This is a genomic window from Achromobacter marplatensis (assembly GCF_049060505.1).
GTDB classification, from domain to species: domain Bacteria; phylum Pseudomonadota; class Gammaproteobacteria; order Burkholderiales; family Burkholderiaceae_B; genus Achromobacter; species Achromobacter marplatensis_A.
This window is the reverse complement of sequence record NZ_JBMGRB010000009.1, coordinates 144,814-169,933: the sequence shown is the minus strand read 5'-3', so window position 1 is coordinate 169,933 and position 25,120 is coordinate 144,814. Positions and strand designations below refer to the sequence as shown.

At 67.0% G+C, this 25,120-nt stretch carries 23 protein-coding genes; 11 read left to right on the top strand and 12 right to left on the bottom strand.

The genetic code is table 11. The features are described 5' to 3' along the window. Positions 1 to 41: 41 nt before the first annotated feature. Positions 42 to 959, bottom strand: coding sequence for a LysR substrate-binding domain-containing protein (locus ACI0FO_RS21960; RefSeq protein ID WP_416030125.1), 918 nt, complete (start codon positions 957 to 959; stop codon positions 42 to 44). A 103-nt stretch (positions 960 to 1,062) separates the two neighbouring features. On the opposite strand from ACI0FO_RS21960, the gene ACI0FO_RS21955 reads away from it, so the two are divergent. Next, positions 1,063 to 1,812 carry an SDR family oxidoreductase gene (locus ACI0FO_RS21955; RefSeq protein WP_416030123.1) on the top strand — a complete coding sequence of 250 codons (750 nt, stop codon included), beginning with the start codon at positions 1,063 to 1,065 and terminating at the stop codon, positions 1,810 to 1,812. A gap of 11 nt (positions 1,813 to 1,823) precedes the next feature. Here ACI0FO_RS21955 and ACI0FO_RS21950 read toward each other — a convergent pair whose 3' ends face one another. Continuing rightward, positions 1,824 to 2,609: a DNA alkylation repair protein gene (locus tag ACI0FO_RS21950; protein ID WP_416030121.1), complete on the bottom strand. Its 786-nt coding sequence runs from the start codon at positions 2,607 to 2,609 to the stop codon at positions 1,824 to 1,826. Beyond that, positions 2,606 to 3,118, bottom strand: a complete 513-nt coding sequence (locus tag ACI0FO_RS21945) for a MarR family winged helix-turn-helix transcriptional regulator (RefSeq protein ID WP_416030119.1) — start codon at positions 3,116 to 3,118, stop codon at positions 2,606 to 2,608. The genes ACI0FO_RS21950 and ACI0FO_RS21945 overlap by 4 nt, the downstream gene beginning before the upstream one ends. A 250-nt stretch (positions 3,119 to 3,368) precedes the next feature. On the opposite strand from ACI0FO_RS21945, the gene ACI0FO_RS21940 reads away from it, so the two are divergent. Continuing rightward, a complete protein-coding gene (locus ACI0FO_RS21940) occupies positions 3,369 to 3,866 on the top strand; it encodes a DUF6882 domain-containing protein (protein WP_416030117.1) in 498 nt (165 codons plus the stop codon). 7 nt (positions 3,867 to 3,873) lie between these two features. Next, positions 3,874 to 5,142 (top strand): hypothetical protein, encoded by a 1,269-nt coding sequence (locus tag ACI0FO_RS21935; protein WP_416030115.1) that lies wholly within the window; start codon positions 3,874 to 3,876, stop codon positions 5,140 to 5,142. Positions 5,143 to 5,148: 6 nt separating this feature from the next. On the opposite strand, the gene ACI0FO_RS21930 is transcribed toward ACI0FO_RS21935, so the two are convergent. The 4 genes from ACI0FO_RS21930 to ACI0FO_RS21915 all read right to left on the bottom strand — a co-directional run bounded on the left by ACI0FO_RS21930 (position 5,149) and on the right by ACI0FO_RS21915 (position 10,662). Next, entirely contained in the window at positions 5,149 to 7,110 is a 1,962-nt protein-coding gene (locus ACI0FO_RS21930; RefSeq protein WP_416030113.1) for a TRAP transporter large permease, read from the bottom strand. Next, positions 7,110 to 7,733, bottom strand: coding sequence for a TRAP transporter small permease subunit (locus ACI0FO_RS21925; RefSeq protein WP_416030111.1), 624 nt, complete (start codon positions 7,731 to 7,733; stop codon positions 7,110 to 7,112). The genes ACI0FO_RS21930 and ACI0FO_RS21925 overlap by 1 nt, the downstream gene beginning before the upstream one ends. 90 nt (positions 7,734 to 7,823) lie before the next feature. Beyond that, entirely contained in the window at positions 7,824 to 8,948 is a 1,125-nt protein-coding gene (locus ACI0FO_RS21920) for a TRAP transporter substrate-binding protein (RefSeq protein ID WP_105556745.1), read from the bottom strand. Between the two features lie 205 nt (positions 8,949 to 9,153). Continuing rightward, on the bottom strand, positions 9,154 to 10,662 hold the full coding sequence (locus tag ACI0FO_RS21915; protein WP_416030108.1) for a PLP-dependent aminotransferase family protein: 1,509 nt from the start codon (positions 10,660 to 10,662) through the stop codon (positions 9,154 to 9,156). Positions 10,663 to 10,793: 131 nt separating this feature from the next. Between ACI0FO_RS21915 and ACI0FO_RS21910 the strand changes: the two genes are divergently transcribed. Continuing rightward, positions 10,794 to 12,572 carry an NAD(P)H dependent flavin oxidoreductase family protein gene (locus tag ACI0FO_RS21910; RefSeq protein WP_416030106.1) on the top strand — a complete coding sequence of 593 codons (1,779 nt, stop codon included), beginning with the start codon at positions 10,794 to 10,796 and terminating at the stop codon, positions 12,570 to 12,572. Here ACI0FO_RS21910 and ACI0FO_RS21905 read toward each other — a convergent pair. The 5 genes from ACI0FO_RS21905 to ACI0FO_RS21885 form a co-directional block, all read right to left on the bottom strand. After that, positions 12,562 to 13,305, bottom strand: coding sequence for a dienelactone hydrolase family protein (locus tag ACI0FO_RS21905; RefSeq protein WP_416030104.1), 744 nt, complete (start codon positions 13,303 to 13,305; stop codon positions 12,562 to 12,564). The genes ACI0FO_RS21910 and ACI0FO_RS21905 overlap by 11 nt on opposite strands. Before the next feature lie 97 nt (positions 13,306 to 13,402). Next, entirely contained in the window at positions 13,403 to 14,215 is an 813-nt protein-coding gene (locus ACI0FO_RS21900) for an AraC family transcriptional regulator (protein ID WP_416030102.1), read from the bottom strand. A 4-nt stretch (positions 14,216 to 14,219) separates the two neighbouring features. Continuing rightward, positions 14,220 to 14,591, bottom strand: coding sequence for a hypothetical protein (locus ACI0FO_RS21895; RefSeq protein WP_416030100.1), 372 nt, complete (start codon positions 14,589 to 14,591; stop codon positions 14,220 to 14,222). A gap of 70 nt (positions 14,592 to 14,661) precedes the next feature. After that, positions 14,662 to 15,294 carry a glutamine cyclotransferase gene (locus ACI0FO_RS21890; protein ID WP_416030098.1) on the bottom strand — a complete coding sequence of 211 codons (633 nt, stop codon included), beginning with the start codon at positions 15,292 to 15,294 and terminating at the stop codon, positions 14,662 to 14,664. Between the two features lie 31 nt (positions 15,295 to 15,325). Continuing rightward, positions 15,326 to 16,555: a helix-turn-helix domain-containing protein gene (locus ACI0FO_RS21885; protein ID WP_416030096.1), complete on the bottom strand. Its 1,230-nt coding sequence runs from the start codon at positions 16,553 to 16,555 to the stop codon at positions 15,326 to 15,328. Between the two features lie 203 nt (positions 16,556 to 16,758). Between ACI0FO_RS21885 and ACI0FO_RS21880 the strand changes: the two genes are divergently transcribed. The 7 genes from ACI0FO_RS21880 (at position 16,759) to ACI0FO_RS21850 (ending at position 25,084) form a co-directional block, all read left to right on the top strand. Further along, a complete protein-coding gene (locus tag ACI0FO_RS21880) occupies positions 16,759 to 17,562 on the top strand; it encodes a DUF3348 domain-containing protein (protein ID WP_416030094.1) in 804 nt (267 codons plus the stop codon). A 10-nt stretch (positions 17,563 to 17,572) separates the two neighbouring features. Beyond that, the gene (locus tag ACI0FO_RS21875) at positions 17,573 to 21,175 is read left to right on the top strand and encodes a DUF802 domain-containing protein (protein ID WP_416030092.1); all 3,603 of its coding nucleotides are present in this window, start codon (positions 17,573 to 17,575) and stop codon (positions 21,173 to 21,175) included. Next, positions 21,172 to 21,822: an OmpA family protein gene (locus ACI0FO_RS21870; RefSeq protein ID WP_416030090.1), complete on the top strand. Its 651-nt coding sequence runs from the start codon at positions 21,172 to 21,174 to the stop codon at positions 21,820 to 21,822. Before ACI0FO_RS21875 ends, ACI0FO_RS21870 begins: the two co-directional genes overlap by 4 nt. Next, entirely contained in the window at positions 21,794 to 22,606 is an 813-nt protein-coding gene (locus ACI0FO_RS21865) for a DUF2894 domain-containing protein (RefSeq protein WP_416030088.1), read from the top strand. The genes ACI0FO_RS21870 and ACI0FO_RS21865 overlap by 29 nt, the downstream gene beginning before the upstream one ends. Positions 22,607 to 22,706: 100 nt before the next feature. Further along, positions 22,707 to 22,952, top strand: a complete 246-nt coding sequence (locus ACI0FO_RS21860) for a ParD-like family protein (RefSeq protein WP_416030086.1) — start codon at positions 22,707 to 22,709, stop codon at positions 22,950 to 22,952. Further along, a complete protein-coding gene (gene map, locus ACI0FO_RS21855; RefSeq protein WP_416030084.1) occupies positions 22,953 to 23,744 on the top strand; it encodes a type I methionyl aminopeptidase in 792 nt (263 codons plus the stop codon). Between the two features lie 119 nt (positions 23,745 to 23,863). After that, complete coding sequence (locus ACI0FO_RS21850) at positions 23,864 to 25,084, top strand: MFS transporter (protein ID WP_416030082.1); 1,221 nt, start codon at positions 23,864 to 23,866, stop codon at positions 25,082 to 25,084. The last annotated feature ends 36 nt before the right edge of the window (positions 25,085 to 25,120 follow it).

Sequence of the window (25,120 nt, the reverse complement as noted above, 5' to 3'; positions counted from 1 at the left end):
TACCCGGCATTCCCCCGTTTGCAACACTCCCCGCCACGGGCTCAACGGAAAGCGTCGACCCCGCGCAGCAGCGCATGCGCCATTCTGGGCTGCCGCAGTTGCTCCAGCCACCATTGCAGCGCCCTGCCCTCATGCCCGCCCCGCCACGCCAAATACAGCAGGTTCGGCTCGCGCGGCGTCTCGGTCTGCTTTTCCACCAATTCGCCGCGTGCCAGCAAAGCGGCCACGCGGTGACGCGGCACCCATCCCACGCCCAGGCCCTCGCGCTGCGCGAGGATCTTGGCGCGCATGCTGGGCACGGCCAGCACCGCCTGGCCGCCCACCCGGCCATAGCCGCGCGCAGACACGCCCCGCGACGTGTCCGCCACCACGATCGCGCGGTGCTGCTGGATCTGGTCCTGGCGTAAGGGCGCTTTCGCCTTGGCCAGCGGGTGGCGGCGCGATACGGCGAACAGCCATTCCATTTCGCCCAGTGCCGCCCACTGCAGATTCGGTATGGACTGGGGTTCGTTCGTGGCCCCCACGATCAGGTCGGCCCGGCCTTCCCGCAGCGCTTCCCAGGTGCCGCCCAGCACCTCGTGTGTAAATCGCAGCGTCACACCCGAATCCAGCGCGTCGAACGCCTGGATCAAGGGCGACATCAATTCGAATTCCAGGATCTCGTCGCTGACGATATGCAACCGGTCCTCCCAACCGCTGGCCACCTGCTTGACGCGTTGCGTCAGGCGCGACACGTCAAGCATCAGCCGGGCGGCCTCGTCCGCCAGCAACTGCCCCGCCGGCGTCAATTGCAAGCGGTACCGGCGGCGGTCGAACAGCAGCGCGTCGAACCGTTCTTCCAGCTGCCGCGCCGCGTGCGATACCGAAGACGGCGCGCGCCCCAGTTTCACTGCCGCCCGCGACAGGCTGCCGCTATCGCGTATGGCTTCCAACAGCGCCAACTCATTCACCGTCAACATGTGCGATTCCTTCGAACGTGTTCGTTCAAAAGATCGTACGACAAAGGGCTGCCTTCGGCGCACTATGGCTACACCTTATCGAACGACTCCCAAGGAGATCACCATGAACCGTTTTGAACAGAAGACCGTTTTGGTCACCGGCGGCACCAGCGGCATCGGCTTGGCGGCCGCCCAGGCTTTCGCGGCGGAAGGCGCCCGCGTCATCATCACCGGCCGCGACGCCGCCACCCTGGAAACCGCCCGCGCCACCCTGGGCACGCGTGCGTTGGCCATCCAGAACACGACGGGCGCGGTGGGCGCGCCAGCGACCTTGGCCGACGCCCTGCAAACCGCGGGCATCCGGTTGGACGCGGTATTCGTGAACGCCGGCATCGCCAAGTTCGCCACCTTGGCCGAGGCCACCGAAGCGCTTTGGGACCAAACGTTCGATACCAACATCAAAGGCGTGTTCTTCCAGTTGCAGGCGTTGGTCCCGCTGTTGAACCCCGGCGCCTCGATCGTGCTGAACGGATCGATCAACGCCCGCATCGGCATGCCGGCGTCTTCGATCTACAGCGCCAGCAAGGCCGCGCTGATCTCACTGGCCAAGACCTTGTCGGCGGAATTGCTGCCACGCGGCATCCGCGTGAACGTGGTCAGCCCGGGCCCGATCTCGACCCCTATCTACGACAAACTTGGCCTGGACGCCGAGACCCTGGAAAAGACTGCGGCGGGCATTCAGGCGCAGGTCCCGCTGGGCCGCTTCGGCACCCCGCAAGAACTGGCGTCCACCGTGCTGCACTTGGCGGCGCCCGAATCCGCCTATATCGTGGGCACCGAAATCATCGTGGACGGCGGGATGAGCCAGCTCTGACGACGATGCGGCTAGGCCCCGATCGAGCGCAATGCGCGCTTGCAGATGCGTTCGGTCGCGGCGCAAGTCCCACTGGCCAGCCAACGCGCGCACACGGCGCGCACCCACGCAGGCTGATCCTTGCTGGCGTCGTTCAGCCAGTTGGCCACCGAATCCTGAACATAGGCCGCCGGATCGGCGCGCAACGGCTCGAGTAGCGGCAGCGCTATCGCCGGGTCCGACTTCAACGCCGCGATATGGGCGCACCAGACGCCGCGCGGACGCAGCGATTCGCTGGCGAAGCGGCGCACGCGCTCGGAGGGGTCCCGGGTCCAGGGCCGTAGCGCCTGCACCGACGCTTCCAGTTCATCAGCCAGGCGTAGGCGCACCGCCAGCCACGCCCACTCGCGCACGCCGAAATGGGCATCGTCCGCCAAGGGGCGGATTCGACCCAGGCGCGCTTGCAACGGCAAGTCCGGCTGCGCGCCGACCACGAAGCAGGCCCAGCCGCGCACCGTGTCGGAGCCATGCGCCATCAACGCCGCATCAGCATCCTGGCCCAGATGGGCGCTCAGGATCTGCGCGGCCACCGCCATGCGTTTGGAAATGCCGGTGGCCGCCTGCGCGCGCATCTGCGCGATGGCGTCGGCGCCCACTTGCGGCGCCACGGCCTGCATCAACGCCGCAAAGTCCACCGCCAGGCATTCCGTCAGCGTCTTCGCGGGCGCGCCCGCATTCAACTGCGCCAGCCTGGCTTGCCCAATGTCTTTGACGCCTCGGCCAGAGGCCTTCGCGGCAGGCGGCACGGTCCGGGTCATTGCGCCCCCTTCCGAAATGCCGCGCGGCCGGTGTCGGTGCCATGCCAGACCCGCGCCAGCAGGTCGCTCAAGCGGGTCTTGTCGGCAGCGCCCAGGCCCGCGAACAGGGAACCGATCCAGTCCGTATGTTCCTTGAATAGCTTGGCCGCCGCCGATTTTCCCTTGGCGGTCAGCTTCACAATCACCATGCGGCGGTCCCCGGGGCCGGGTTCACGCCGCACAAAGTCGTCGCGCTCCAGCCCATCGACCAGGCCGGTGATGGTCGCGCGCGTCACGCCAGCCCCGTCCGCAAGCTGATGCGGCGACAGACCGGCGGCCTGCTCGTGCAGCAGGAACAGCACGACGAACTTGCCTTCCGACAACTGCTTTGGCGCCAAGCGGGCCGCGCAATCGCGGTCGATGGCGTTGGCCAGCGACAGCAACTGGAAGCACAAGCCGATGTCATCGGCCGAGGCCAACCCGCGCCGCGCCGCTTCGTCCAGCAGCGCGTGATGTTTGGGTTCAAGCATGGGCGGCGTGCGCATCCTGTCTGGCATGGAGAATCTTCCTTTTCCTGAGTTCATCGCCACATAGTAAGCCGCCTAATTATTTAAACGCAAACGGCCGCGCGTACCGGTAGTTGCGCGTACCGGTATCATCCGGGATGGCGCGGGGCCGGCCTCACGGTACCGGCCGCGCAACCCGACTCGCGCGGGCCCCGCCGTATGCAGGGCAATCACGCGCCCTATCATTCCGCCCCCCTTTCACGGAACCCCCCGCATGTCCGACACCGCCCAGCCCTTCGACGTCCACGCCTTCATCGCCCAGAGTGTGGAGGGCATGCGTGCGGCCACCAGCGCGCATTGCGCCACCTGGCATCTGGACGACGCCGAGCAATGGTCGGTGGACATGGACAGCGCCAGCATCGTCTTTGAACTGCCCGGCGGCATCACCGCAACCGCGCCCGTGCAGATCATCGGCACGTCCAACAGCGCCGACGGCAGCTTCCTATGGGGCTGGGACCATCCCTCCGTGCCCGCCGAACTGTCCGAACACGCGCAACTGGCGCTGGCATTCGGACGCGCGCACGGTCTTGCCGCCTACACCCACCGCAAGGTCGAGTGCGACGACGCCCAGGCCTGGGAATTCACGGCCGTGGCGATGCGCCTGGGCGAAGCCAACGGCACATATCGGGCGCAGGCGTCCGAGACCGCACACGTATGGATGACATTCGGGCAAGTCACGTTGTCCGCCGCATCCGGCCAAGCCGAAGACTGACCCCCCCATGATTTCTTTCCATTTGCCCCGTTCGCCTCTTGCCGCGGTAGCGTTGACGCTTCTTGCCCATACGGGCAACGTGGCCCATGCGGCTCCGCGCGTCGTCTACACGGGAACGCTGCAAGGCGCGGGCGATGTGGTGATGGAACTGGACAGCAAGCCCGCGGACAACGGCACGCTGACCGGCCGCTACTTTTACCCGAAGCACGGCGTCGACATTCCGTTGAAAGGCACGCCGCTGGCGCTGATTGAACCGAAGACCTTTCAGGCGTTGGCCGACGCCGGCACCGACCCCGAATCGGACGAACCGGCGGCGATTGCCGCGGCCACCTGGCAGGGACAACGCGACGCCGGCGGCTACCAAGGCCATTGGACCGACGCCCGCACCGGCAAGCAGCGCAGCTTCATCTTGCGCCGCGTGGCCGAATACGATCCCGACGCGTCCGCACCCGGCAGCGTGCAGGCCGTTACCACGGCGATCAGCGGCGGCGTGGGCAGCGGCATCGACGTAAATGTCGGCATCAATGAGCACACGGCCCCCTACGAAACCTTGAAGCTGACCGGCCACGCCGTGCCCGTCGGCAAAGACAGTGGCGATGGCGCAGTCGCCTACCGGATGTGGCGCGACCCGCGGACCAAATTCACCTACCCGCGGCTAAGCCGGCACCCTGACCCGCAAGTCCTCAAGCGCGTCAACGAACTGCTTGAACAGCGCCACTGGCAAATGAACCTGGCGGCGCTGGCCTGCATGGCGTCGGCCTACACCGATGGCAACCCGGCCGCCGGCACGCTGGGCAGCTACGACGATGAAGCCGTCACCGTCCAATGGCTGTCCAAAGCGCTGATGACCGTGACCGAGTCGGGCAGCCTGTACTGCGGCGGCGCGCACCCCGACAACCACTTCGAACCCTACACCTTCGACCTGCTGCGTGGCGAATACCTGGACTGGAACCGCATCTTCGACGCCTACGTGCCCGGCGAAGACGGCTGGCGCAAGGAAAGCCCCACCCTGCTGGCGCTGATGGAACAAGCCCGCGCGCCGCTGGCCGCCGGGAAGGCGAAGCCCGACACGGAAGATGATTCCCTGGAAAGCTGCGCGGACCTGTGGCCCAGCTATCTGGCCTTGGGCACGGAATCGCCCGGCGTGCTGACCCTGTCGATTTCCGGCATCGGCCATGCGATGGGCGTCTGCCTGGGCACCCATGCGACGGTGCCCTTCAAGGACCTGGCGCCCTACCTGGCGCCAGGCGGACAGGCGTACCTGGTCACCGAGTAACGGAACCTACCGATACAGCACCGTCGGCAGCCACATCCCGATCCCCGGGAACATGTACAGCAGGAAAATGGCGACCACCTGGATCCCCATGAACGGCATCATGCCCAGGAAGATCTGGTTCAGCGTCACATGCGGCGGCGACACGCCTTTCAGGTAGAACGCCGACATGGCCACGGGCGGAGACAAGAACGCGGTTTGCAGGTTCAGCGCCACCAGCAGCCCGAAGAACAGCGGGTCGATGCCGAACGCGTTCAAGAGCGGCACGAAGATGGGCATGAAGATCACGATGATCTCGGTCCATTCCAGCGGCCAGCCCAACAGGAAGATGATGGCCTGCGCCAGCAGCAGGAACTGGATGGGCGTGAGGCCCAGCGACAGCACCCAGTCCTCGATGATGCGCTGGCCTCCCAGCAGCGCGAACGCCGCCGAGAAGATCGACGACCCCACGAACAGCCAACACACCATCGCGCTGGTCTTGGCGGTCAGGAACACCGATTCCCGTAGCACTGGCAGGTTCAGGCGCCGGTACGCCAGGGCAAGCAACGCCCCGCCCATCGCTCCCATGGCCGCCGCCTCGCTGGGCGTGGCCAGGCCAAAGGCGATCGAACCCAGCACCGCCGCGATCATGACCGCCAGCGGGAAAAACGACGCCATCAGCATTTTGAAGATTTCCAGCCGCGCCCACGTCAGCGCCGCGTAGAACACCACCAGCATCACCGCGCACACCGCGACGAATATCCAGAACCCGTTTGGCGTCGGGACGGATTCGGCAGCGGCGGCAGCAGGCGGGACAGCAACGGCGGCGCCAGGGGCCGGGCCCGATGCCTCTGGGGTGCCCGGCGGTTCGGACAGGCCCGTTGCCCCGGCATCCGAAGACGGCGGTTCGGCCAATTCACCCGAGGGCGGCTCCGCCAGGCCACCGGCGTCCGGCTCGCTCAAGCCCCCGCCCGTATCGAAACCACCCGACCCAAGACGCAGTTCCGCAGGGATCTCGTATTCCACCTGCGGCCGCGTCACGCCATGGTGCACGACCGCCACCAGTAGCAGCGTCACGGCCAGCGGCGCAAGCGCCGTCGCCATGTTGCGCAACAGGAAGCCAGCAGACACATCACGGTTGCGGCGGCCCTTGAACAGGGCGGCCACCATGCCCGACAACGCCCGCGTGTAGCCCGCCGCGGCCAGCGCCCGGGTCTCCGGCGGCAGCGGCACGCCGCGCTCGTTCACCGGCAGCGGCGGCGCCATGTCGGGGCGCAGCTTGGCCACCAGGATCACGTAGAGCATATATAGGCCCGCCAGCATGATCCCCGGAAACAGCGCACCCGCATACAGTTGCACCACCGACACGCCCGTCGTCGCGCCATAGACGATCAACATCACCGATGGCGGCAGCAGGATGCCCAGGCAGCCGCCCGCCGTGATGGCGCCGGCCGTCAGCCGCACGCTGTAGCCGGCCTTCAGCATGGCCGGCATCGCCAGCAGCCCCATCAGCGTCACGACCGCCCCGACGATGCCGGTCGCCGTGGCGAAGATCGCGCAGGTGGCCAGTGTGGCCACCGCCAGCGCGCCGGGCAGGCGCGCCAGCGCCAGGTGCATCGACCGGAACAATTTTTCGATCAGGTTGGCGCGTTCGACCAGATACCCCATGAAAACAAACAGCGGGATCGAGATCAGGGAATCGTTGGTCATCGTGGCGTATGTGCGCTGCACCATCAGGTCCAGCGTCTGCCCGATGGAGCGCCCTGCGTCCGCGCTCTGCATGTAGTAAGCCAGGAAGGTGAACAGCACCCCCATGCCCATCAGCGTGAATGCCGTCGGGAACCCCAGCATGATCGCCACCACGATCAGCGCCAACATCAGCAGCCCGATGTGCCCCGTGGTGAGATCGCCCCACGGCGTCAGGAAAGCGATCATCAGCAGCACGATTCCGATGCACGACAGGCCAAACCACAACGCCTTGTGGATTTTCATCAGTGCGGCTCCCGGGGCGTCGTCACGTAGCGGTCCAATTGGGCGATGTCTTCGTCCTTCACGTGGACCATCTTCTTCAGCTTGTCCACGTCGACTTCCTCGACGTCCTCTTCGCGCGATGGCCAGGCGCCGCGCCGCAGGCACAGCACACAGCGCAGCACTTCGGCCACGCCCTGCAGCAACAGGACGGCGCCGGCCACGGGAATGAACGCCTTGAAGGGATAAATGGGCGGCCCGTCCGCCATCAGCGACGAGTGTTCGCCGATGGCGATGGAGTAGCCGGCGTAGTACCAGCCCGCCCACACCAGCGCGATGACGCCAGGGAAAAAGAACACGATGAACAGGGTCAGGTCCAGGCCAGCCTGCACTCGCGGCGGCAAGAAGCCGTACAGGATGTCGCCGCGCACGTGCCCGTTCTTGGCCAGCGTGTAGGCCCCGGCCATCATGAACAGGATGCCGTAGTACATCATCTGCATATCGAACGCCCAGGCGCTGGGCTGGTTCCACACATAGCGCGCCGCCACTTCCCAGCACACATGCAGGGCCAGCACGACGATCAACCAGGCGAACGTCTGCCCGACGAAAGTGGAGATGCGGTCAATCAAGCGTATAAGTCGGATCATCGGGCATCCAGGACAAGACGCATGGCGCCGTGGGCGCACACGCCGCCCGCTTGGCCCCGGGGGGCCAGCGGGCGGCCAGGCAGACAGGCGTCAGGCCGGTTTGGTGCTGCGCGAGAAGTAGTGGTTGTAGGCCATGCGGTAGTTCACCGACACATCCCCATGCCAGCGCCCCACCCGCTCGGCGAATGCACGCTGCGAATCCAGCACCTTCTTGAACAGCGGGTTCTCGGCCGACCGTTTGGCGATCATCTCGTCCCAGATCTTCAACTGCGCCTGCAGGATCGCATCAGGCGTTTTGTAGAACTTGACGTTGTGGTCCTTCTGCAGCTTGATGTAGTCCTGCGAATAGCGGTTGGCCGCTTTCCAGGACATGTCCGCGCTGCAGGCCTGGGCCGCGTAACTCAAGACGTGCTTCAAGTGCGGCGGCAAAGAGTCGTACTTGCCCTTGTTGAACAGCACTTCGAACTGCTCGGCGCTCTGGTGGAAGCTTTGCAGCATGCAGATCTTGGACACGTCCTGAAAACCCAGCGCCAGGTCGGACGACGCGTTGTTGAACTCGGCGCCGTCCAGCAGGCCGCGGTCCAGCGCCGGCACGATCTCGCCGCCCGGCAGGGCGTTCACCGCCGCGCCCATGGCCGTGTACATGTCGATCGCCAGCCCCACGGTGCGGAACTTCACGCCCTTCACGTCTTCGACCTTGGTCACGGGACGCTTGAACCAGCCAAAGGGTTGGGTCGGCATCGGCCCATACATCAGCGACACCACGTTCACGCCCATCGCCTTCTGGATCTCGACCAGCAATTCCTTGCCGCCGCCATATTCGTGCCACGCCAGCAGCATATTGGCGTCCATGCCGAAGGATGGCCCCGACCCCCACAGCGCCACGGCCGTGTTCTTTCCGTACCAATAGGCCACCACCCCGTGGCCGCCGTCCAGCGTGCCGGCCGACACCGCGTCCAGCAGATCGAACGCTTTCACGACGGCGCCGGCGGGCAGCACTTCGATCTTCAACTGGCCGCCGGCCATGTCGTTGACCTTCTGCGCATAGTCGCGCGCGAACTCGTGGAAGATGTCGGTGGCGGGCCAGGTGCTTTGGAACCTGAGGGAAACAGGCGCGTTCTGCGCCCGGGTGACGGCGGGAAATCCCAATGCTGCGGCGCCCGCGGCGGCAGCGCCGGAAATGAACTTGCGGCGGGGTTTCGTGGGTTGTTGCATGGCTTGTTGTCTCCTTGGTGGACTACATGGAACAGCTTGTAGTGACTGCACCTGCATGGACACGAGAGAAACGCCTGCTGCGAGCTTCCCGGTGCCGGGACTGCGACCGCTTTGCAACTTTGAGCTGATTAGACCTTTCCGCCTAAGCGCTGACAATCAGCTTGTTGTCAGGAATTACCCTAGACCTTCGGATTACGCCGTTGGTCTAGCCGCCCTTCGCATGCGTCAACAATGCCTGAAGCACTGCGCCTTGGCGGATGATCTCGGGTTCGTCCAGCCCGCTGTAGCCAATCACCAGACCAGCGGGCAGGTCCACGCGCCGGCAATAGTCCGAGACCGGCTGCAACGCCACTCCCTTTGCCCGCGCGCGGTCCAGCAACGCGGCCACATCCTGCCCCGGGGGCAGCCACCACAACAGATGGAAGCCGGCGTGCTCGCCGCTGGTCCGCAACGGCTCAGCGCCCGCCGCCTGCGCCAGCAACCGCAATACCAAGTCGCGCCGTTGGGCATACACCGCCCGCGCCTTGCGGACGTGGCGCGCAAAGCTGCCGTCTTCCAAAAATCCCGCCAGCGTCATCTGTTCGATCATGCTGTTGGACCGCCCGGTTGTATGGCGCGCCCGCGCAAACGCCGCGACCCATCGTTCAGGCACCACCGCATAGCCGATCCGCAGCGCATTGAACATCGTCTTGTTGAAGCTGCCGCAATGGATGACCCGGTCCGCCGTATCCAGGCTTTTCAACGCCGCCAGCGGCGCGCTGTCGTAGTTGAATTCGCTGTCGTAATCATCTTCGATAATCCAGCAATCCGCTTGCTCGGCCCACGCCAGCAGTTCCAGGCGCCGCGAAACCGGCATCGTGACACCCGTGGGCGACTGATGCGCGGGCGTGACGTGCGCCAGCTTCACGCCGCGGTGGCGGCGCGCCCGCGCCACCGAAAACCCATGTTCGTCGATGGGGATGGGCACGACGCGAGAGGTGAACTGGCTGAACAGCGGCATGGCGTTCAAATAGCCCGGATCTTCCACCAGGACCTTGTCATGCGGGGACAACAGGATGCGCGCGCTCAGGTCCAGCCCGTCGCGGATACCGGTCAGGATGACGACCTGGCCAGCCTGGCACGAAATGCCCCGGGCGGTGCCCAGATAGCGCGCGATCTCTTCGCGCAAAGGTAGCCAGCCCTGGGACTCCTCGTTGGCCAACTGGCCCGGCGTCACGCGCTGCGCGCTGGCCATCAAGCCCTTGCGCCATGTCGCCATGGGAAACAGCGACGCGTCGGCGGTTCTGGCGGCAAAGAGCGGTTCGGGCCCGCGCGCGGCCCGCGGCGCGTCGCTACGCCCGGGCCGAACGGGCGGCGACACGGGCGCGGAAGCCGACGTCGAAGTCGAAGTCGAAGCAGAAGTGGAGGTGGAAGTGGAAGCGGCATGGCAACCCGGGCCTGACGGCAACCCTCGGCGAAAAAAATTGTCGGGAATGACCGCCGACACATAGGTCCCTGACCCGACGGCGCCTGCCGTATAGCCTTCACCGCGCAGTTGGTCGTAGGCCGCCTCGACGGTCGAGCGCGACACCCGCCAACGCTGCGACAGGCTGCGCGTGGACGGCAGCCGCGCGCCAGAGGCCAACGCCCCTTTCAAGATCCGCTCCTGAATCTGCCGATACACCCACGACTGCTTCGATTCGCCCTCGCGGGGGGACTCTTGCGGCAAATCCAAACTGGATTCCAATCGCCTACGGCTTGAAAGTGGCTTGCTCATTTTTACGAATATGGCCCTATTTGATAAGCCATTCTATCGATAAATTCAGGTCTGGATTTCTCTTTGCCGTCAGCCACCCCGGACCTGCCATGACACCGCCCTACACGATCTCCCTGCCCTCGGCGCAATTCACGACAGACGGCCAGGCGTCCATCCTGGATGCCGCGCTGGCCGTTGGCGCGCCCGTGCCGTTCTCCTGCCAGCGCGGAGAATGCGGCTCTTGCCGGGCCCAGGTGCTGGCGGGAAGCTACGCGCGGATCGCGCCGCCGAACGCGAATGCCTATGTGCCGGCCGTCGATGAATTGTTGATGTGCCAATGCCGCGCCGCCAGCAACCTGACGCTGCGTTTCCCGCATTGGAACGCCCCCGCCGCCGCGCCTCGGCGCCGGCACGCAAGCGTGGTGTCGCGCCGGCCGTTGACCGCGCAGGTGACCGAACTGATCGTCGACATTCAAGGCGCCGAGCCCTTTGACTGGCAGCCCGGGCAGCATGTGCGCGTGCACCTTGCGGACGGCAGCCAGCGCTGCTTTTCGATTGCCAATGTACCCGGCGGCGCCGGCCCGAAACGGCTGGCGTTCCACATCCGGCGCACGCCTGCTGGCACGTTCACCAATCAAATCCTGCCTGCGCTGCGGTCCGGCGACCCATTGTCGTTGGACGGCCCGCACGGCGCTTGCGTCTGGCCCGCCGCGCCCCCCGCCAACATCGACCATCTGGTGCTGCTGGCAACCGGCACGGGCTTTGCCGGCGTGTTTCCGATCCTGATGGCCGCGCTGAACAGCCGCAACCTGCAAAGCGTGACGCTCTATTGGGGCGGACGCGCGCCCGAGGATTGCTACGCCAGCGGCCTGCTGAATGCGCTGCAAGGAAAAGACGAGGTGTTGCGGTGGCATCCCGTGCTATCCGCAGGATCTTCGGATGGATCTTCGAGTGGGCATTCGGACGTGCCTACGGATCCGCCTGCGGGTGGGCCTGCGGGTGGGCCTGCGGGCGGCCCCGCCCCCGGCCGCCATGTGCAGGACGTCGCGGCGCAAGCCGGCCATGACTGGGCGCGCACGATGGTCTACGCCTGCGGCAATGGCGCCATGGTGCGCGCGGCGCAGGCGCGATTGCGGGCGGCGGGCCTGCCGGAAGGCCGGTTCCATTCCGAAGCGTTCCTGCCTGCCGACGACACCCGCCCGAGCCTGACGCCGCGCCAGCCCCCGCACCCTTGGGAACGCGTCGGCGAAAAGTTCACACTGAACGGTATTCTGCAGGCCCGCCAGCGCTCGATGCAGGCCGTGCACGAGATCGCCGCCCTGATAACGCCCGGCATCACCACCGGCGACGCCATCGCCTTGGCCGACCTGCATTTGCACGACATGGGCGCCTCGCACAACTGGCATCCCACCTACGTCAGGTTCGGCGCCGACTCCCAATCCCCCGCCGTGCAGCCCACCGACCGCCGCCGCACGCTGGGCGAAGACGATATCTTCGTCGTGGACATCGGCCCCGTCTGGGACGGCTACGAAGGCGACTACGGCGACACCTTCGTCACCGGGGCCGACGCCGACCGGCAGCGCTGCGCGCAAGCGGCCCGCAGCGTCTTCCAGCGCGCGCGCCTGGCCTGGCTGGACGGTCTGACCGGGCAAGCGCTATATGACCTGGCCGATGTCTACGCCCACGAATACGGCTGCGCGCTGGTGCGCGATATCGCGGGGCACCGGGTGTCGGATTTTCCGCATGCGCTTTACGGAAAACATCGGTTGGCAAATGCCGATTTCGTGCCTGGCGATGGCGTCTGGGTGTTGGAAATCCAGGTGCGCGACCTGCATTTGCCTATCGGCGCGTTCTACGAGGACGTGCTGCTGCGCCCGCTCACGGCCTGAACGCTTCGGCCAGATGCGCGCGCATCGCGGCCCACGACCGCTCATCGGCGCGCCGGTCGTAGACGATGCCACGTTCCGGGAAAGCCGCGCCTTCGAAAGTAAAGGCGTGCTGCGCATGGCCGTAGGCATGCAGTTGCCAGTCCGCGCCGGCTTCGGTCAATTCCCGTCCGACGGCCAGTACGTCGGGCGGCGGAGCGACGTGGTCTTCCCAGCCGTGCAGCAGAAGCACGCTGGCGCCGATACGGCCCGGCGCCAGCGCGGCCGGCGGCTGCAGCACGCCGTGGAAGCTGACCGCCGCGCGCAGGTTCACGGGCGCCGCGCGGGCCAGATCCAGCGCGCAAAGCCCGCCGAAGCAATATCCCACGACAGCCATCCGCGCCGGGTCCACGCCCGGGAACGCGCTGGCCGCCTTGAAACCGGCCAGCAGGCGCCGGCGCAGCAACGACCGATCGCGCATCAGCGGATCCATCAAAAGCGCGTTGTCGCCCACCGGATCGCCACGCACGCCCTTGCCATAGGCGTCCAGCGCCACGCACACATATCCCAGCCCGGCATAGCGTTCCGCCAAGCGCATCGTGGGCGCGGTCAGTCCGCTCCAATCATGCGCCAGCACGATGCAAGGCAACGGCGCGGATGCGTGGGCAGGGGCAACGGCGTACCCTTCGAAGACGGTGTCCGAGTCCGTGTAGTCGATGGAAGTCTTACGCAAGTCGGCGGATGGGGGATGTGGCATTCCGGGTTCTCCGAACTGAGGGAATGCCGATGGTAGGCAGCGCGACGACGTCCGTATTGAACAATTGGGACAGCGGGCCGAATCCCGCACGTCAGTGTCAGAGATAGAACCGGGGCGCGTGCTGCCGCCCGGCAATATCGAATTGGGCCGCCAACTCGCTGCGAGCCTGGCGCGCGTAGGCGCCGGGCGTCACCCCCAAACGCCGTCGCCAGCTTCGGATCTGGTGCGCTTGATCGCTATAGCCCGCAACGGGGTCGCCCTGCCCGGTCTGCATGCCCCGCAGGCTGTGGTGCAGCCGCTCCAGGTCCGCCATGTCTTTCGGCCCCACGCCCAGATGCCGGTGAAACCACCGCTGCAATTGGCGGCGGTCGGTTTGCGCGGCTTGGGCTGCCTGCTCGACGCGTCCGCCCTGCCTCAATACGCGATGCGCCGCGACAAGGCGCGTGGCCTCCGGCACGGCGGGCGCCTGCCCCAGCCTGCGGATCAGCCAGCGATCCAACTGCGCGGCAATGGCGCGCGGCCCGGCGGCCGCGTCCACGCCGGCCGAGAGCGAGGCGGCCAACCCGTCGCCCACGACCGCGCCCAGGTCCAAGAGGCGGTCCGCGCACCCATCGCCCGCGTGCGGGAACAGGCGGATGATGCCGGGCACCGTCAGCATGGCCATCACAAAGTAGGTATCCGCCCACGAACGCCAGACGCGTGCCCGCGACTGCAAGCCCAACAGCGACGCTTGCGGCACCAACGAACCGTCTTCGGCGGCGTTCGGCCGGCCCATGTTGACCGACAGCACCGCCAGCGGGATCGGACTGGTGCGGATGGGACGCCCCGCGTGTTCACCCGGCAGGTCCTGAACAAACCAATAGCCTTGCACCCACGCGGAAAGCACCTGATCCGGCGGCAGCACAAGCATGGCGCTACGGCTTGCCCTTGCCTTCCACCCAATGCTGGTTTGCCAGCTTGGGGTCGGGAAACGGCAATGTCAGGTTGGTGGGCGGCGACGCCACCCATTTGCCGCCGTCCTGGTAGAAATCCATCGGCGCTTCCGAGCGGCCCGCCGGCATCAGCAGCATCGTGGTGCAAGACACCCGCCCCTTGTGCGACGGATTTGGCGCGGGCAGGCAGGTGCCGATGGCCAGTTGAGACTGCTTCATGCCGGGCAGATCGTCGCCCAGCAACGTGACCACGGCGGCGTGGGCCTGCTGCGGTGTCGGGATGACCAGCGGCTCGGCGTGCGCCGCAACGCCGATGACGGCCATTCCGAAAATACCCAATGCAGCAAGCTTCATGCGTTTCCCAGTGTGAGGTCGAGGGCCAGGCCCGTGGGCCTGCCGACACAAGCCCCGATCCCTTCCGATTCTACCCGGGCCGCCGCACCGCCCTGACCTTGCCGCTATTGCCGCCCCCGCAAAAGAAGCGGTCCGCGCCATCCGACTCCAGGCCGGACACGCCCACGCCCGCAGGCATCTCGACGCTTTCCAGGACGTCGCCGGTCGTGGGTTCCAGGCGCCGCAGTTCGCTCGCGTCGTTCTCCCAGGTGCCGTGCCAAAGCTGGCCGTCCACCCACGTCACGCCCGTGACATAGCGGTCGGAATCAATCGTGCGCAGCACGCGGCCGGTCTCGGGATCCACTTGATGGATCTTGCGCTGCGGGTACTGGCCGACCCACAGCGAGCCCTCGGCCCAGGCCATGCCGGAATCGCCACCGCCGCCCGGGGCAGGGATCGTCGCCAGCACGCGGCCGCTCTTGGGGTCCAGCTTTTGAATGCGCCCGTCAGCGATCTGATAGAAGTGCTTGCCGTCGAAGGCCGTGCCGGCGCTGGCCGCGACGTTCAGCGCGCGCGCCGTGACGCCGGTGTCGGGATCCAGCGAGACGAGCTTTTCTCCCACGGCCATCCACACCTGATCGCCGTCGAACGTGACACCGTGCACGTTGTCGACGCCGGGGAACGGGCCGTATTCACGGAGGATCTGGGCTTGGGTTCGTTTCATGATTGCATCCTGGTTAGTAGGAAACTTCATGCTACTGATCGGGCAACAACGCAGGGAGTAACAAGCTTGTCGTGAAACCCGGCACCGGCGGCGTCATCCAGCGGCGCGCCCGTCCGTGCCCCAACGGCTGCGCCTGCCCGGCCGCCGCCAACGCATCCAGCGCCCGCTGCACCGTGCGCTGGCTGGCCCCCAGCGCCAGCGCCAAGGCGGAACTCGACCACGCCTGGCCATCGGCCAAACAGGCCAGCACGGCCGCCTGATCGCGGTCCGCCAGGTCCACGGGGCGAGCCAGCACCACCACCTCGGGCGCGCCCTCCGGCCTTAGGACAAAGCCCTGCTTCGTCGCGTGGACGCCGGCCAACGGGCGCATGGCCGCGCGCAAGCGCCCTATCTCCACGCGCAGCCGCACCCGATGCGACTCGTCCTGGAAGCCCGTCCGAAAAGCTTGGGCGATAAGCTGTTCCCGCGACACGTCCCGCGGCCACGCCTCGGCCAGCATCCGTGCCAGCGCGAACAAAACGGGGCGGGTGGCCAACGACACGGTCTGGCCCTCGCGCCACAAGACGTTGCGGCACGCATCGATGATCAACGCCGTTGACGCCAACAGCGCTTCGACCTCGCCTAGCGGCATGTCGCGCGTCCCCCCCTGCGCCACGCGGCGGCCGGCCGGCGCATGCAACGCCCGGAACGCACGATCCACTTCTGCCGACAACGCCGGAATGCCTGCCTGTCGCGCAGCGTCGGCCGCACGCCTCAATGCCGCGCTTGCGGCCGACGCCTGGATCCGGCGCAACGCAATGCCGCCCCGGATCAATTCATGGATTGCCCGGGATGCCGCAGGCAGGCGCGTCGCATCCACGCCGTCCAAAGTATGGCCGGCGTCATCGGGCCGGCCAACCAGCAGCTGCCGGCGCGCCTGAAGCTGCGCCGCATGCGCGGCATTGACCGTGTCGCCTTGCGCGCGCAGCGTCGCGCAAGCGGCGGCCAGGGACTTTTCCGGCCAGGCCAGGTCGCGCGAGGCCAGCGCCACCTCGGCCTCGGCCACCACGCAGCGGGCGCGGGCGATGACGTCCTGCGCGCCGAAGGCTTTCGTCGCTTGGCGCAGCAGCGCCTTGGCCCGGGCAAAGTCCCCCAGCTGCGCCATCGCGATCCCGCGCAACGCCAGTGCCGGCGCGTCGTCGCGCAACGCAACCTGGTTCAGCGCGCCGATCGGATCACCCGCCGCCAACGCGCGTGACGCGTTCAAGATCAGAATATCCATCGGGATGCCGCCATGCGCTTGCTCTCCTGCTGGCCCGGGCCTGGAAAGTAATCTACCACTGCGGGGCTTGCGGACGCCGGCCCGGCTGTCACACTGTTGCACGGCGGCAATGATGCGACCCCATTTTTTACCGAACGGCCCCTGGCGCGCGCCCTTTCCCGCCGCGCCACCGTGTAAACTCCCCCCTTTTTGACTCTGGTGGTATGTTGCAAGCCCCACAGCGCACAGGTTTAAGCGGCCCGACGCTCATTCGCTTGCTGACTCGCCTGACGGATGTCGACGTTCCGGAATCCCGGCAATCGCTTTCCGACCATCTGAGCCAGTGGCTCGGCTGGACGGACGCGATCGCGCTGTCCGCGGCCTTGAATACCCGCCCGCCGGTGATCGCCCCCGGCGCGCGGACGTTCAGCAGTGCCGAGGAACGCGAGTGCCTCCGCGTCCGGACCACGCTGGCGGACGCCATCGCCAGCGATACGGCGGCCACGGCCGCCAAGCGGCCTCTTCCCGGGCAAGCCTCGGCCAAGAAGCCGGCGGCCATTGCCGAAGCCGAAGCGGATTACTCGAATTTCCGGCAGCGTTATCAGTCGTTGCAGCACACGATGGAGACCAGCGTGGGCAATTTGCGTAGTCGTTTGCGCGGCATGGTCGCGGCCAAAAACGGCGAAATGACGCGTCTGGCGGTGGTGGATGCCATCATGGACCGCGCGCTGCTGCCGAAGGAACGCGCCCTGCTGGGCGTCATCCCGAAGCTGCTTGCCGGCCATTTCGACCGCCTGCGTCTGGCCGAGGCCGCAGCATTGGCCCCGGCCAGCGCCGCGACGGAAGTTGAAGACGGCGCGGATGCCCAGGCCGAAGGCGCGCAAGCGCCTGACGCGGCGACCGCGCCCATAACACCGGGCGCATGGCTGGACGTGTTCCGCAAGGATATGCGGAGCGTGCTGCTTGCCGAATTGGATGTTCGTTTACAACCGGTCGAAGGGCTGCTTGCCGCCCTTCGCGCCAGCTAACCGGGACACTATGTCCAAGTATCTGATTAATTTCGTGGTTTTCCTGGCCGGTCTGGCCGTTGTGGGCTGGATCGGCGCAGGCTATGCGGGCACCAACCCGCTGGCGCTGGCCGTGACGCTGCTGATCGGCGTCTGCTATCTGGCGGGCACGCTGGAGCTGCTGCGCTATCAGCAAGCCACCGCCAGCCTGGCGCGGTCGGCCACGGGCCTGTCGGAACCGCCGGCCAGCCTGGGTTCCTGGCTGGAGCAGTTGCATCCCAGCCTGCGCAACGCGGCGCGGCTGCGGGTGGAAGGCGAACGCGTCGGCCTGCCCGGCCCGGCGCTCACACCCTATCTGGTAGGCCTGTTGGTATTGCTAGGCATGCTGGGCACGTTCCTGGGCATGGTCGTGACCCTGCGCGGTACCGGCATGGCGCTGGAAAGCGCCACCGACCTGGGCGCCATCCGCGCGTCGCTGGCCGCGCCGGTCAAGGGATTGGGTTTCGCGTTCGGCACGTCCATCGCCGGCGTGGCGACTTCCGCCATGCTGGGCCTGCTGGCCGCGCTGTGCCGCCGCGAACGCGTGCAGGCCGCGCAACTGCTGGACACGAAGATCGCGACGACGCTGCGGGTGTATTCGCAAAGCTATCAACGCGAAGAATCCTTCAAGCTGCTGCAACGGCAGGCCGAAGTGATGCAACGGCAAGCCGACGCCATGCCCACGCTGGTCGACCGCCTGCAAGCCATGATGCAAAGCATGGAAAAGCAGACCCACGCCATCAACGAGCGGCAATTGGCCAGCCAGGACGTGTTCCAGGGCAAGGCGGAAGCCGCCTACGCACGGCTGGCTGCCGTGATGGAACAGTCCATGAAGGAAGGCGTGGCGGAAAGCGCGCGTTCCGCCGGCGTGGCCTTGCAGCCCGTGGTGCAGGCCACGATGGAAAGCCTGTCACGCGAGACCGCCAGCCTGCAAGACACGGTGACGCAGGCCGTGCAGCAGCAGTTGGCCAGCCTGACCTCGGGTTTCCAGGCATCCACCGCCACCGTGGCCGACATCTGGAACCAGGCGCTGGCCGGCCAGCAGCGCGCAAGCGAGGCGCTGGCGCAGGACCTGCGCGCGTCGCTGGACCGCTTTGCCCAGACGTTTGAACAACGCTCATCCGCCCTGCTGGACGGCGTCTCCGCGCGGCTGGAAGCTTCGTCGGGCGACATGTCCGACGCCTGGGCGTCCGCGCTGTCGCGGCAAGAACGAGTCAGTGAAAAGCTGGCGGGCGACAACCTGCAAGCCCTGACTGCCGCCGCCGCCAGCTTCGAGCAGCATTCCGCATCGCTGCTGCGCACCTTGAACCAATCGCACTCGCTGCTGCAATCCGAGCTGGCGTCGCGCGACCAGCAACGCCTGGCCGCATGGACCGAAACGCTGGGCGCAATGGGCGCCACCCTGCGCCAGGAATGGCAGCAGTCCGGCGCGCAAGCCGCCGACCGCCAGCAGGCCATCAGCGACGCGCTGGCGCAAGCCGTGCGCGACATCAACGCTCAGGCGGCTACGCAAGCCAGCCTGCTGGAAGGCGTATCGGCGCGCATGGAAGCCGCCGCGAATGGCGTGTCCGACCGCTGGGAAGCCGCGCTTTCCCGCCAACAACAGGTCGGCGAAAAACTCGCCACGGACAACCAGCAAGCCCTGACGACCGCTGCCGCCGCGTTCGAGCAGCATTCGGCGTCGCTCTTGCGGACCCTGGAGCAATCGCACACCGAGCTGCAGGCGGCCCTGGCCGCCAAGGACCACGAGCGCCTGGCCGCCTGGACGGATGCGCTTGCCCGCACAGCCCAGGATGTCACGACCCAGACCGAGGCCCAGGCCCTGCTGCTTGACAGCGTGTCCACCCGCCTGGAGACGGCGGCCACCCGCGTGGCCGACCAATGGAACACCGCGTTGTCCCGCCAGGAACAGGTCAGCGAAAAGCTGGCCGCCGACAACCAGCAAGCGCTGAGCGCTGCCGCGGCCACCTTCGAGCAGCACTCGGCGTCGCTCTTGCGCACGCTGGATCAGTCACAGGCGGACCTGCAAGCCGCGCTGGCCGCGAAGGACGAACAACGCTTGTCCGCATGGACCGGCACGCTGGCCACGATGGCCGCGGCGCTGGGCCAGGAATGGAAGGCCGCCGGCGACCATACCGTCGCCCGCCAACAGGAAATCAGCGACACGCTGGCCTTGACGGCCGAAGACGTCGCCACCCGAAACGAGGCGCAAGCCCGTCTGCTGGACACGGTGTCGGCCCGCCTTGAATCGGCCGCGCGTGAGGTCACCCAAGCCTGGACCGACGCACAGACGCGCCAGGAACAGGTCGGCGAACAGTTGGCGGCGAACAACCAGCAAGCGCTGTCCAGCGCCGCCGCCGCCTTCGGAGAGCACTCGGCCGCGCTGCTGCGCACGCTGGACCAATCGCATGCGGACCTGCAATCCGCATTGGCCGCGAAGGACGAAGAACGCTTGTCCGCCTGGACCGGCAAGCTGGCCGCGATGGCCGATGCGCTGGGCCAGGAATGGGAACTGGCCGGCGTGCAAGCAGCCGACCGCCAACAGGCCCTCAGCAACACGCTGACCCAGGCCACCCGCGAAATCACCGCGCAGACCGAGGCGCAGGCCAGCCTGCTGCAAGACGTATCCATGCGCCTGGAAACGGCGGCAAGCCATGTCACCCGGGCCTGGACCGATGCGCAGACGCGCCAGGAACAGGTGGGCGAACAATTGGCCGCAGGCAACCGCCAAGCGCTGGAAACCGCCGCGGCCACGTTCGAGCAGCACGCCGCGTCGCTGCTGCGGGCCTTGGACCAATCGCACGCCGACCTGCAAGCCGCGCTGGCGTCCAACGACGAAACGCGCCTGGCCGCCTGGACCGACAAGCTGGCCGGCATGGCCGATGCGCTGCGCCAGGAATGGGAACAGGCCTGCGCCGCCACCGCGAGCCAACAGCAGCAGATCTGCGACACGCTGGCCCAGACCGCCCACGACATCACCTCGCAGACGCAAGCGCACGCCGCCGACACCATCGCCGAGATCGGCCGCCTGGTGCAAGCTGCGTCGGAAGCGCCCAAGGCGGCCGCCGACGTCATCGGCGAGCTGCGCCAGAAGCTGTCCGACAGCATGGTGCGCGACAACGATATGCTGGAAGAGCGCAACCGCCTGCTCGACACGCTGGACACCTTGCTGACCGCCGTGAACCACACGGCAGCCGAGCAGCGCACGGCGGTGGACGCGCTGGTCGCCTCGTCGGCCGAATTGCTTGAGCGCGTTGGCACGCAATTCACCGACCGGGTCGAAGCCGAAACCGGCAAGCTGGCGGACGTGGCGGCGCACGTCACCAGCAGCGCCGTGGAAGTGGCCAGTTTGGGAGAATCGTTCGGCGTCGCGGTGCAACTGTTCGGCGAATCCAACGACAAGCTCGTGGCCCATCTGCAACGCATCGAAGCGGCGCTGGACAAGTCCATCGCGCGCGGCGACGAGCAACTGTCCTACTACGTGGCGCAGGCCCGTGAAGTGGTTGACCTGAGTCTGATGTCGCAAAAGCAGATCATCGAAAATCTACAGCAACTGGCAGCCCAGCGCGCCATCGCCGGAGCCGAAGCCGCATGAGCGAGGACATCGACGGCGGCGTAGAGGCGACCGCACCGGTCTGGGCCGTCTTCGGCGACCTGATGTCGGTGCTGCTGGGCGCCTTCGTGCTGATCCTGGTCAGCGTGATCGGCGTGCAGCTGCAACTGTCGACGCAGCTGGAAGAAGAGGTCAAGCAGCGCCAGGAAGAAACACAACGCCGCGAAACGCTGGAGCAGGCACTGGCGGGCCCGCTGGCGGCCGGTCGCGTCACGCTGATCAACGGGCGCATCGGCATCAGCGGCAGCGTGCTGTTCGCCCTGAACTCCGATCAACTGCAGCCCGAAGGCCGCGAGATTCTGAAAACCCTGATCGAGCCGCTGTCCGCCTATCTGAAGACGCACGATGAAATCCTGATGGTCAGCGGCTATACCGATGACCAGCAGGTGCGCGAAGGCAATCGCCGCTTCGCGGACAACTGGGATCTGTCGGCGCAACGCGCCCTGACGGTCACGCGGGCGCTGATCGACGAAGGCGTGCCTGCCTCTACCGTTTTCGCGGCCGCATTCGGCTCCGAACAGCCGGTGGCGTCGAACGCCGACGAAGCCGGACGCGCCAAGAACCGCCGTGTGGAAATCACGCCGATCCCCAAGCCGTCCAATGACCCGGAAAAGCCGCGTGGGCAGTGACGGCACCTTTGGCGGCATGCGCGACGCGCAGGCGACGCTGAACGCCTGGCGCGAAAGCGGCGCCGACCGCGTCGACCCGGTGCGCTTCCGGTTCCTGGACGCAATGGCCCGGCGCGCCGCCGCGCGCGACGGCGCGGCGCGGCAATTGCTGGACGACAGGCTGGCGGCCTTGCTTCAGGCTTATGAACATGAACTGGACACGGCATTCGCCAACCCGGCTGAAACCGGGGGGGCATGCTTGGTTGATGCCGACGATACCCCCGCGGCCGGCGCCGCCGAGCCGGGTGTAGCCCCCAGCGCCCTCGCGGACCTGATCGCTTACCTGGCCAGCCCCGACGCGCCGGAAGGCGACGCCGCCTGGACCCGCGACGCCTTGGGGCTGCGGGACGCCTATCCCGATGTGCAAATGCTGGAGTATTTCCGCAGCGTCTGGTCGCGGGTCAGCGCCGACCGTCAGGTACGGCAGTCGCAGGAACAAGTCCACAAGAACGCCGGCCCGCTCAATTCTAATCAGCTGGTGCACCGCGCGCTATCGCTGATGCGCGAACTGTCGCCTGGCTATCTGCAGCAATTCCTGTCGTATACGGACGCGCTGATGTGGATGGAGCAGCTCCACGTCGCCACGGCGCCGGCCCCGAAAGAAGCCGGCCGCGCGGGCGCGGGCAAAACTGCGCCGGCGAAAACCGGCACGGCCAAGGCTGGCACGACTAAGACTGGCACGACTAAGACAGGCACAACCAAGGCCGCAACGGCCAAGAAGCCGACGCGCGCCAAGACACGCTAGGGGCCGATGCGTACCTGCCCGTCAAGGGCCGATTTGCGCCCGCTTTCGCCGCGCAGTAAGATACGATCCATATACAAACCATATACGGATCATTCCCACCATGGGCCTCGTCAAAATCTCCGAGCAGATGCATGAAAATCTGCGCGTCGCCAGCAGCGCGCTCAGCCGCTCGATCAATTCCCAAGCTGAACACTGGATGCGCATCGGCATGCTGTCGGAACTCTACCCCGACCTGCGCCACGCGGACATCTGCCAATTGCTGATCCGCATCGAACAGGGCGAAGGCTTCACCATCGCGTCGCTATCCCGGCGCTTACCCGACGCAGCCCAACAGGAGGCCGCGTAAATGGCGAAGAAGGTTTCCATCAAATCCGCCGCCGACATCGAAATGGCCCGCAAGGCCGGCGCCATGGCGGCGGAAGTGCTGCACATGATCGGCGAACACGTGCGCCCTGGCGTCACCACTGATGAACTGGACCGCATCTGTAACGAGTACATCGTGAACGTACTGAAGGCGATTCCGGCCAACGTCGGCTATCACGGCTTTCCCAAGACGATCTGCGCCTCGGTCAACCATGTGATCTGCCACGGCATCCCGTCAGCCAAGGTGCTGAAGAACGGCGACATCCTGAACATCGACGTGGCCGTCATCAAGGACGGCTGGTTCGGCGACACCAGCCGCATGTATTACGTGGGACAGCCCAGCCCGCTGGCGCGCCGCCTGGTCAACACCACCTACGAAGCCACGCGCGCGGGCATCATGGCCGTCAAGCCTGGCGCCACGCTGGGCGATATCGGCCATGCCATCCAGACGGTCGCGCATCGCGAGCATTTCAGCATCGTGCGCGAATACTGCGGCCACGGCATCGGCCAGATCTATCACGACGAACCGCAAGTGCTGCATTACGGTCGCCCTGGCGAAGGATTGGTATTGCAACCCGGCATGATGTTCACCATCGAGCCCATGATCAACGCCGGCAAGCCCGCGACCAAGCAGTTGCCGGATGGCTGGACGGTGGTCACCAAAGACCGCTCGCTGTCGGCCCAATGGGAGCACATGGTCGTCGTGACCGAAACCGGGTACGAGGTGCTGACCCCCTGGCCGGACGGCTACGGCGACTATCCGCCGATTCCCTGACGCCCGGCGCGTCGGCCGCGCAAACGCGAGGCCGGCCGCAAGGACCGGAGTGCAGGCCGCAGAGGGCACGATCATGATCGTGCCCTTGCCGTTTACAGCGCCCCGAACGGGCGTCACCCATGCCTGCCCTGCCCTCCGCTTTCCGCCGCCTGGCCGTCTCGAACCTGGCCGCCCAGTTTTCCGAACAAATGGCCTTGGCGGCGGCGCCGCTGGTCGCCGTGCTGGCGCTGGGCGCCACGGCCGCGCAGACCGGCTATCTTCAAACCGCGCAGACCCTGCCGTTCCTGCTGCTGTCCCTGCCCGCCGGCGTGCTGGCGGACCGGATGTCGCGCCGGGCCCTGATGACGGTCGCCGAATGCGTGCGCGCGGCCAGCTTGCTGGGCTTGCTGGCGCTGCTGGCAATGGGCGGTCTAAGCCTGGCCTGGCTGGCAGCGCTGGGTTTCCTGGGCGCGGTCGGCACGGTCGCCTATAACGTGGCCGCGCCAGCGCTGGTGCCCCGGCTGGTGCCTGCCAGCGAGCTGGCCAGCGCCAACCGCTGGCTGGAGCTGGCGCGCAGCAGCGCGTTTTCAGCCGGCCCGGCGGCGGGCGGCGCGCTGGTCGGCTGGATCGGCGCGCCGGTCGCGTATGTGATCGCCACCACCCTGTCGCTGCTGGCGGCAGCCCTGCTGGCAGGCCTGCCGTCCGACGCCCCCCCGCCTGCCGCCCGCCGCCGCTTGCTGGCCGAATTGCGCGAAGGCGCCGCCTTTGTCGGCACGCATCCGCTATTGCGCCCGGTGCTTGCCACCGCGGTGTTCTTCAATACCGCCTGGTTCGTGCTGCAGGCTGTCTATGTGGTCTACGCCATCGAACGTCTGGGCTTGTCGGCCGCCGGCGTGGGCGTCACCCTGGGCGTGTATGGCGGCGGCATGCTGGCGGGCGCGTTGGCCGCCCCGTGGCTGGCGCGGCGGCTGTCGTTCGGCGCGATGATCGCCTCGGGCCCGCTGTCGGCGTTGGCGGCAAGCGGCATCCTGCTGTCGACACTGGCCTTTCCATCCGGCGTGTGGGCGGCGGTGGGCTTTTTCCTGTTCGGCGCAGGCCCCATCCTATGGACGATCACCACCACGACCTTGCGCCAGGCCGTCACGCCCAACGCGCTGCTGGGACGCGTGTCGGCCGTGATCCTGACCGCCACGTTCGGCGCCCGTCCCGTCGGCGCGCTGATCGGCGCGACCCTTGCCGCCCGGGTTGGGCTGGACGCCTGCCTGTGGGTGTCCACGGCGGGCTTCGTGGTGCAATTTATCGTGCTGTTCGCCTCGCCCGTGCGGCGGCTTCGCCAGCAGCCGCAGGCAGCGGGCGCCTGACGTCACGCTTGCCCCTGAACTGTTACGCAGGGCGCA